Origin of the sequence: Streptomyces sp. NPDC007095 (assembly GCF_040634475.1) — a bacterium.
GTDB lineage: Bacteria > Actinomycetota > Actinomycetes > Streptomycetales > Streptomycetaceae > Streptomyces.
This window is the reverse complement of record NZ_JBEYFS010000075.1, coordinates 41,069-48,165: the sequence shown is the minus strand read 5'-3', so window position 1 is coordinate 48,165 and position 7,097 is coordinate 41,069. Positions and strand designations below refer to the sequence as shown.

The following is a 7,097-nucleotide window of genomic DNA, read 5'->3' as shown; positions in this document are numbered from 1 at the left end:
ACGAGGGCCTGTGCCCGGCACGCCGAGAGCACGCACCTGACGCCGCAGGGCCCGCCCTCCGGGCGGACGACGGGAATTTGACGACAGGACCTAGGACCAGGACCCGATGCGGTCCGCGCACGGGCGTGTTTGGCTGCTGCCATGACCGAATTCAGTGAGGCGGAACGCGCCTACCTCACCACACAGCGACTGGGCCGGCTGGCCACCGTAGACGCCCACGGGCAGCCGCAGGCGAACCCTGTCGGCTTCTTCCCGCAGGACGACGGGACGATCCTGATCGGCGGTTACGCGATGGGCACCACGAAGAAGTGGCGCAACCTGCGGAAGAACCCGAAGGTGGCGCTCGTCGTCGACGACATCGTCAGCCGGCAGCCGTGGAAAGTGCGCGGCATCGACATCCGGGGCGAGGCCGAACTCCTCACCGGCCCCCACGACTTGGGGCCGCACTTCAGCGAGGAACTGATCCGCATCCATCCCCGGCGCATCCACAGCTGGGGCCTGGAGGACTGACCGGAGCCCCGACGGCGCTTGGTAGGGTCACCGACCATGACCGCCACGGAACCCACCGTCCTGGCCACATCGGGTGGTCACCGAGTCGGCGGCCGCACCCGGCTGACCTTCGACGCGCTCGTCCACCACGCAGTCGAACTGTCGGGCGTGCACGGACGCCGGCCCCGGGTCATGTACGTCGGCACCGCGATCGGCGACGCCGAGCACTTCACCACCCGGATGAGCGAGGCGGCGCGCGTGGCGGGCTTCGACCTGACGCCGCTGCACCTCTTCCCCATGCCCAACCTCGATGACATCGAGGCGGCGGTGCTGGAGCAGGACGTGGTGTGGGTGATGGGCGGTTCGGTGGCGAACCTGCTCGCCGTGTGGCGCGTACACGGACTGGACGCGATCCTCCGTCGTGCGTGGCAGGCCGGGGTCGTCCTCAGCGGGGTGAGCGCCGGATCGATCTGCTGGTTCCAGGGTGGCACCACCGACTCCTTCGGCCCCGAACTGCGCCCGCTCACCAACGGTCTCGGCTTCCTCCCGTACGGAAACGGCGTCCACTACGACACCGACCCCGGCCGCCGCCCCCTGGTCCACCGGCTCGTCGCCGAGGGCACGCTGCCGCTCAGCCACTGCACCGACGACGGCGTGGGCCTGGTCTACCGCGGTACCGAACTCGTCGAGACCGTCAGCGAGACGCCGGGCAAGGGGGCGTACGTCGTCCGGCGCGAGGGGGACCGGGCGGTCGAGGAGCGCCTGGAACCGCGCCTGCTCCCGGCACCACGACACTGACGTTCCCGACGGCAACCCGGGTGCTTCACTCCAACTCCCCAGCCACCCTGAGGTGTTGAACGGCGTACGAGCGCCACGGGCGCCACGCGTCCGGCACATCCACCCCCGGCGGCACCACGTCGGGGTCGCCGAGCGCGCGCGTACGGATTTCAGCGGCGGAACGGCCGTCCAGTCCCGGCAACGCCAGCAGCGCCTCCTGCGCCTCCTCGCGCTCCGCGCCCGCGTCCAGCCGCAGGGTGCCGTCGGCGAGGGCGGTGGCGAGCGCGCCGAGGGGGCCGTCGGGCTCGGCCTCGGCGAGGACGGCCGGCTCCGGGAACACATGGGTGAGCGTGCCGCTCGGGGCGTCCAGCGCCTTCCCGTACCGCCGCACCAGCCGCTCGGCCTCCGCCCGCCCCACCAGCGCGCGCACGGCCAGCTCGTCCGGATCGGCGGCACCCGGCGAGCGCAGGCCGGGGCGCGCGGCGACCAGCGGGGCCAGCCGGGGGTCAGCGCCCAGCCGCTCGTCGACGGCGTACGGATCGGCGTCGAGGTCGAACAGCCGGCGCAGGCGTTGGACGGCGGTGGTGAGGTCGCGCAGGTCGGTGAGGTGGAGCCGGGCGTCGAGCCAGCCGCGCGAGCGTTCGTCCACCGCGACGATTCCGGTGCCGTACGGGAGGCGCAGGGTGCGTCGGTAGGTACGGCGGCCGGGGGCGCCGTCGATGTCCTCCACCCCGGGGACCGCCTCGTGGGCGAGCAGGTCGAAGACGGCGGCGGACTGGTAGGGGCCTCGGTGGGCGAGGCGCAGCGGGATCCCGGCGGTGGGGGTGAGGGTGCGCCGGGCTCCGGTCCCGCCCCGTGGTGCGGCGGCCGCGCGCAGTTCGCTCGGCGTCGAGGCGTACACCGCGCGGATCGTGTCGTTGAACTGCCGGACGCTGGCGAAACCGGCCGCGAACGCGATCTCCGTGATCGGCAGGCCGGTGGTCTGGAGCAGGACGCGGGCGGTGTGGGCGCGCTGGGCGCGGGCGAGGGCGACGGGGCCCGCGCCGACCTCCGCGGTGAGCTGCCGCTGCACCTGGCGGGCGCTGTATCCGAGCCGGACGGCGAGCCCTCCGACGCCCTCCCGGTCGACCACGCCATCCCCGATGAGTCGCATGGCGCGCCCTACGACGTCGGCCCGCACGTTCCACTCCGCGGAGCCGGGGACGGCGTCCGGGCGGCATCTGCGGCAGGCTCGGAAGCCCGAGCTCTGCGCCGCGGCGGCCGTCGTGTAGTACCGCACGTTCTGCCGCTTCGGCGTCACTGCCGGGCAGCTGGGCCGGCAGTAGATCCCGGTCGTCTCCACCGCGAAGAAGAACTCCCCGTCAAACCGGGCGTCCCTGCTCCGCACCGCCTCGTACCTGGTCTCCGCGTCAATCACACCTACCAGTCTGCGCCACCGTCCGCCCTTCGACTGGCGGCTTTCAGACACGACGCTCAACCCAGAAACCCTGATCCCGCCCCCGCCGCCCCTACCCGTCCCGTCCCAGGGGCTCCGCCCCTTCCACCCCACCGGGTGCTCCGCCCCCAGCCCCCGGTCCTCAGACTCCGGACGGGCCAAAAGATGCGCGCCGGTGCTCCCAAGGGGCGTGGGGAACTGCGCCACCCCGAACGCGGGGCGAAGCCCCGCGCTCAGGGGCGCGGGAAACTGCGCGGCCAACCGCCACCCGTCCGCAGCCGAAGAACACACCCGGGGGCCTGGGGCGCAGCCCCGGACCCCCGTTCCGCGCAGGCTCAGTGCCAACGACCCCGTTTGGCGTCCATCGCCGCCCTCCCCTCCGCCCCCTTCCGCTTCCAGTCCCGTCGAATCTCCGCCCGCACCCGCGCGTCCGTCTTGGCGACGATCCGCTGGTTCTCGCGCAGCAGCTTGCGATAGCTGTCGAGGCGGCGTTCGGGAAGGACGCCGGAGCCGACGGCGGCGAGAACCGCGCAGCCGGGCTCCGCGTCGTGCGCGCAGTCGTGGAAGCGACAGCCGGCGGCCAGTTCCTCGATCTCGGAGAAGACCTGCCCGACGCCGGTCTCGGCGTCCCAGAGGCCGACCCCGCGCAGTCCGGGCGTGTCGATGAGGACACCCCCGCCGGGGAGGGCGAGAAGGTTGCGGGTCGTCGTGGTGTGGCGGCCCTTGCCGTCCACGTCACGCGCGGCCCGTACGTCCATCACGTCCTCGCCGATCAGTGCGTTGGCGAGGGTCGACTTGCCCGCGCCGGACTGTCCGAGGAGGACGGACGTGCCACCCGACAGCACCGCCGCGAGCACATCCAGACCCTCCCCGGCGCTGGAGCTGACCGGCAGCACCGGGACCCCGGGCGCCGCCGTCTCGACGTCCTGGACGAGGTGTCCGAGCGTCGCCTCGTCGGGCACGAGGTCGGCCTTGGTGAGGACGACCAGGGGCTGCGCTCCGGACTCCCAGGAGAGTGCCGACTCATGCAGGAGTACCTCACCACTGGAGCAGGACATCGCAAGCGCGAGGAACCGCTCGATCCGCCCGAGGTCCAGTTCAAGCGCGAGCGACACACAGATGACAACGTGATCGACGTTGGTGGCCAGCACCTGACCCTCGGAACGCTTCGACGAGGTCGAACGTACAAAAGCGGTGCGGCGAGGCAACAGCGTCCGCACATACCGCGGATCGTCACCTTCGGGGTCGACGGCGACCCAGTCACCCGTACACACGACCTTCATCGGGTCGCGGGGCACAACGAACTCGGTATCGGCACGGATGACGCCTGTCGGAGTGACGACATCGCACTGACCACGGTCGACACGTACGACACGACCGGGCAACAGACCCTGCTCCGCGTACGGGGCGAACTCGGCCTCCCAATCCCCATCCCAGCCGTACAGGGCGAGAGGATGCGAAGCAGGAAGCTGAAAGGAAGAGAAAGACAAGGGGTGACCCTTCACAAGGGTGGCCCCGGCACCGCGCTCGCTGGCGCGGGAGAAGAGAGAGGTCAGCCGGAGGCCACGGAGGTGGACTTGATGAACTTCCGGATGCGGGCAGCGCCCATCTCAACGACAGCCATCGGTCACACCTCCCGAACAAGCCAAATCACCCGCGACAACCCGAGGTCGCCGCTCGAACGGTTCCGACTCTAGAGGTACGCGGGCCACGACGCCATCGATTTACGGCGCACCTGACAGCGGTCCGCACGGAGTCCCGCAAGGGCGATGGCGACGCCTGAACTCACTGCGACAGGCGTTCTTGAGACGGCGTGTGGCTCATGGAAGGTCCTCCTGGGCCGACGGTACCGCCGTACGCGGTGCGCCGCGGCTTCGCGGGGAGGTTGTCCGTCCACTGCGGACGATGAAGGGAGAAGGGAAAGGGGAATGCTCACTCCTCTCCGTGATCAACGTATAGCGCACCGGGGGGCTTGCGGCAAGGCCCCGGCCATACCGCAGAATCTGCCACCGAAGCCAGGATCTACGGAAGCGAGAGCCACTAAATGCGTGTGGTGTTGTCGGGGTATGACTCGCGCGGGGGAATCGAACCGCTGGTGGGACTCGCGGTGCGGTTACGGGAATTGGGCGCGGAGGTGCGGGTGTGCGCGCCACCGGACGAGGAGTTCGCGAAGCGGCTGGCCGGGGTCGACGTGGAGATGGTGCCGACCGGCCGGTCGGTGCGCGAGTTGGTGACCGGGAAGACGCCGCCGTCGGCGGCAGGCGTGCCCCGGCGCGCGGCCGATTTGGTCGCCGCGTTTTATGACAACGTCACCGCGGCAGCCGAGGGATGCGACGTGCTGGTGGCGACCGGCCTCCTGCCGGCCGTGGCTGGCGTGAGGTCGGTCGCCGAGAAACTGGGCATCCGCTACGTGTACGCGAGTTACCAGCCGGTCAGCCTGCCGTCGCCGCACCACCCGCCGATGCCGCGGCCGGGTCGGCCGCTCCCACCTGATGTGACCGACAATCGAGTGCTGTGGGACCGGGACGCCCAGGACGCGCAGGCGGTGTTCGGCGAGGCCATCAACACCCACCGGGCGTCGATCGGCCTGTCACCGGTGGACAACGTCCGCGACCACGTCTTCACCGACCAGCCGTGGCTGGCCACGGACCCGGTCCTGGCCCCGTGGCAGCAGCCGGCGGACCTCGACGTGGTGCAGACCGGCGCGTGGGTCCTGCCCGACGAACGCCCGCTGCCCGCCGAGTTGGTGGCGTTCCTGGACGCCGGCACACCACCGGTGTACGTGGGCTTCGGCAGCGTTCCCATGCGCGATCCGGAGGGCGTCGCCCGGGCGGTCATCAAGGCGATCCGCGCGCAGGGCCGGCGGGCGGTCGTCTCCCGCGGCTGGGCCGACCTGGCCCTGATCGACGACCAGGACGACTGCTTCGTCGTCGGCGAGGCCAACCATCAGGCACTGTTCCGCCGGGCAGCCGCCGTCGTGCACCACGGCGGCGCGGGCACCACCACGACGGCCACCTGGGCCGGCACGCCTCAGGTCGTGGTACCCCAAGGGGGGGACCAGCCATATTTCGCCGGCCGGGTGGCTGCCCTGGGCATCGGCGCGGCACATGACGGTCCGACTCCGACCTTCGAGTCCCTCTCGGCGGCGCTCGAGGAGGCCCTGACCCCCGAGACCGGCGCGCGGGCGAGGGCCGTGGCCGACACGTTCCGCACCGACGGGGCGACCGTGGCGGCGAAGCTGCTGCTCGACGCGGTCAGCCGAGAGGGGCAGTCCACCTTGACCGTGGAACAGAACGACCTGACCATACGCCCGATCACCGGGCGCGACGAACTCGACCTCTTCTCCCGACTTCCCTACGCCTTCAACGAGGAATTGGCGGACGATCTCGCAGCCGGCCGTCGTCGGCCGGAATGGATGTGGGTCGCCCTGCGCGGCGACCACCTGCTGGCCAGGGCGGCGTGGTGGGGCCGGGCCGGAGACGACACACCGCTTCTCCTGGACATCCTCGACCTCGACGACAGCTGCGCGGCTTTCGACCGCGTGGACGTCGGCGGACGACTGCTGCACACCGCCATGGCCAAGACCCTTCCCGCGGGGACCAGCCCGCCCGACTACAGCCGCCTCGTCCCGTCCAACTGGCGTGACAGCGAGGCGACCGAGCGCGCCGTGAAGGACCGAATGACGATCCTGGAACGGACCGGTGCCCGGCTGTTCGTGGAACGGTTGCGTCTGGAGTGGCGCCCAGGGACGCCCGTTCCCGAGCCCAGCGGACGCCTGGCATTCCGGCCGGTCCGCGACTCCGAGGAGATCCTCGCCCTGATGACCCTGGTCCTGGACGGGACTCTGGACGCTCACAGCCGGCGCGATCTGACCCGGATGCCCGCCCGCGAAGCGGCGCTCAGCCAGTACGAGGAAGAGCTCGCACGCTACACGAGCCCGCGGGACTGGTGGCGGATCGCGATGCTCCCCGGTGGTGATCCGGTGGGGTTCGTCATCCCGGCCCGCAATGACTACAACTCGATCATCGCCTACCTGGCCGTTCTGCCCGCGCACCGCGGCAACGGCTACATCGACGAGATCCTCGCCGAAGGCACCCGTGTCCTCGCCGAGCAAAAGGTCCCGCGCATCCGGGCGTCCACGGATCTCAGCAACACTCCCATGGCGAACGCCTTCCAGCGCGCCGGATACGTCAACTTCGAACGCGCGATCAACATGACCTGGAACTGATCCAGACATCGGGCGGGGAGGCCGCAAACGGCTTCCCCGCCCAGCTCGGCCACATCCGGAGAGAGCTCTTCAGGCGGGCACTGCACTGCCACCCGGTCACACCGGCCAACGCCCCTCTTGCTCTGATCTTGGTCTGACCGCTCTGTCAACCGGGCACAGAGACCATCA

Annotated in this window: 5 protein-coding genes and 1 pseudogene; 4 read left to right on the top strand and 2 right to left on the bottom strand. The window is 70.9% G+C overall.

Going from position 1 to position 7,097, the window contains the following annotated elements; all coding sequences use genetic code 11:
* Positions 1-141: 141 nt before the first annotated feature.
* On the top strand, positions 142-510 hold the full coding sequence (locus tag ABZ656_RS25310; protein WP_101401642.1) for a PPOX class F420-dependent oxidoreductase: 369 nt from the start codon (positions 142-144) through the stop codon (positions 508-510).
* Between the two features lie 36 nt (positions 511-546).
* Positions 547-1,287, top strand: coding sequence for a peptidase E (locus tag ABZ656_RS25305; RefSeq protein ID WP_168512418.1), 741 nt, complete (start codon positions 547-549; stop codon positions 1,285-1,287).
* A gap of 25 nt (positions 1,288-1,312) precedes the next feature.
* Here the strand turns inward: ABZ656_RS25305 and ABZ656_RS25300 are convergent, their stop codons facing one another.
* Both ABZ656_RS25300 and rsgA read right to left on the bottom strand, forming a co-directional pair.
* Positions 1,313-2,680 carry an AlkA N-terminal domain-containing protein gene (locus ABZ656_RS25300; RefSeq protein WP_360270639.1) on the bottom strand — a complete coding sequence of 456 codons (1,368 nt, stop codon included), beginning with the start codon at positions 2,678-2,680 and terminating at the stop codon, positions 1,313-1,315.
* A gap of 356 nt (positions 2,681-3,036) precedes the next feature.
* The gene (gene rsgA / locus ABZ656_RS25295; protein WP_101401640.1) at positions 3,037-4,206 is read right to left on the bottom strand and encodes a ribosome small subunit-dependent GTPase A; all 1,170 of its coding nucleotides are present in this window, start codon (positions 4,204-4,206) and stop codon (positions 3,037-3,039) included.
* A gap of 539 nt (positions 4,207-4,745) precedes the next feature.
* On the opposite strand from rsgA, the pseudogene ABZ656_RS25290 reads away from it, so the two are divergent.
* A pseudogene (locus ABZ656_RS25290) lies at positions 4,746-5,957 on the top strand (glycosyltransferase); the annotation flags it as partial.
* Positions 5,958-5,978: 21 nt separating this feature from the next.
* On the top strand, positions 5,979-6,929 hold the full coding sequence (locus ABZ656_RS25285; protein WP_360270637.1) for a GNAT family N-acetyltransferase: 951 nt from the start codon (positions 5,979-5,981) through the stop codon (positions 6,927-6,929).
* The last annotated feature ends 168 nt before the right edge of the window (positions 6,930-7,097 follow it).